The sequence below is a fragment of the Streptantibioticus ferralitis genome, from assembly GCF_029223525.1.
GTDB lineage: Bacteria > Actinomycetota > Actinomycetes > Streptomycetales > Streptomycetaceae > Streptantibioticus_A > Streptantibioticus_A ferralitis.
Window position 1 is genome coordinate 1 of record NZ_JARHTQ010000103.1, and the last position, 641, is coordinate 641.

Here is a 641-nt window from a genome sequence, read left to right on the forward strand (position 1 = left end):
ATGGCATACAGAGCGCGCTCACCGCCGCCGGTGAACTGTTCGTGCAGGGTGTGCCGGTCTCCTGGGACGGGTTGTTCGCTGGGCGGGAGCCGGGGTGGGTGGATCTGCCGACGTATGCGTTCCAGCGCCGCCGCTACTGGCCGCGGGTGTTGCCGGAGCGGACGTCGGGCCGCGACCTGGTCGACGCGCTGTTCTGGGAGTCCGTCGAGGGTGACCTCGGGTCGCTGGCCCGCACGCTGGGCGTCGACGACAAGGTGGTATCGGATGTCGTCCCGGCACTGCTCAACTGGCGCGAGCGCCGCCTCCGCGAGATGACGGCCGACGACTGGTGCTACCGCCAGCAGTGGGTTCCGGTCGACGGACTCCCGCAGAACTCCCCCGCGGGTCGCTGGCTGGTGGTCGTGCCCGGCGGCGACGATCCGTGGGTCACCAGTGTCGTCGACGCCCTGGGCCCGGATGCGACCGTCATCGAGCTGGACGACGTGAATGCGGAGCGGCTTGCCGGCACGGATCACGCCGGTGTGGTGTGGCTGCCGACCGCCGAGGAGGCCGGGGTGGCGGCGACCCTGCGGCTGGTCCAGGCGCTGCGCCAGTCCGGGCTGACGGCACCGCTGTGGGTGCTCACCCGCGGCGCGGTGTCC

At 72.1% G+C, this 641-nt stretch carries 1 pseudogene; it reads left to right on the forward strand.

The features are described 5' to 3' along the window. Window positions 1-641, forward strand: a pseudogene (locus P2L57_RS39870) (hypothetical protein); the annotation flags it as partial.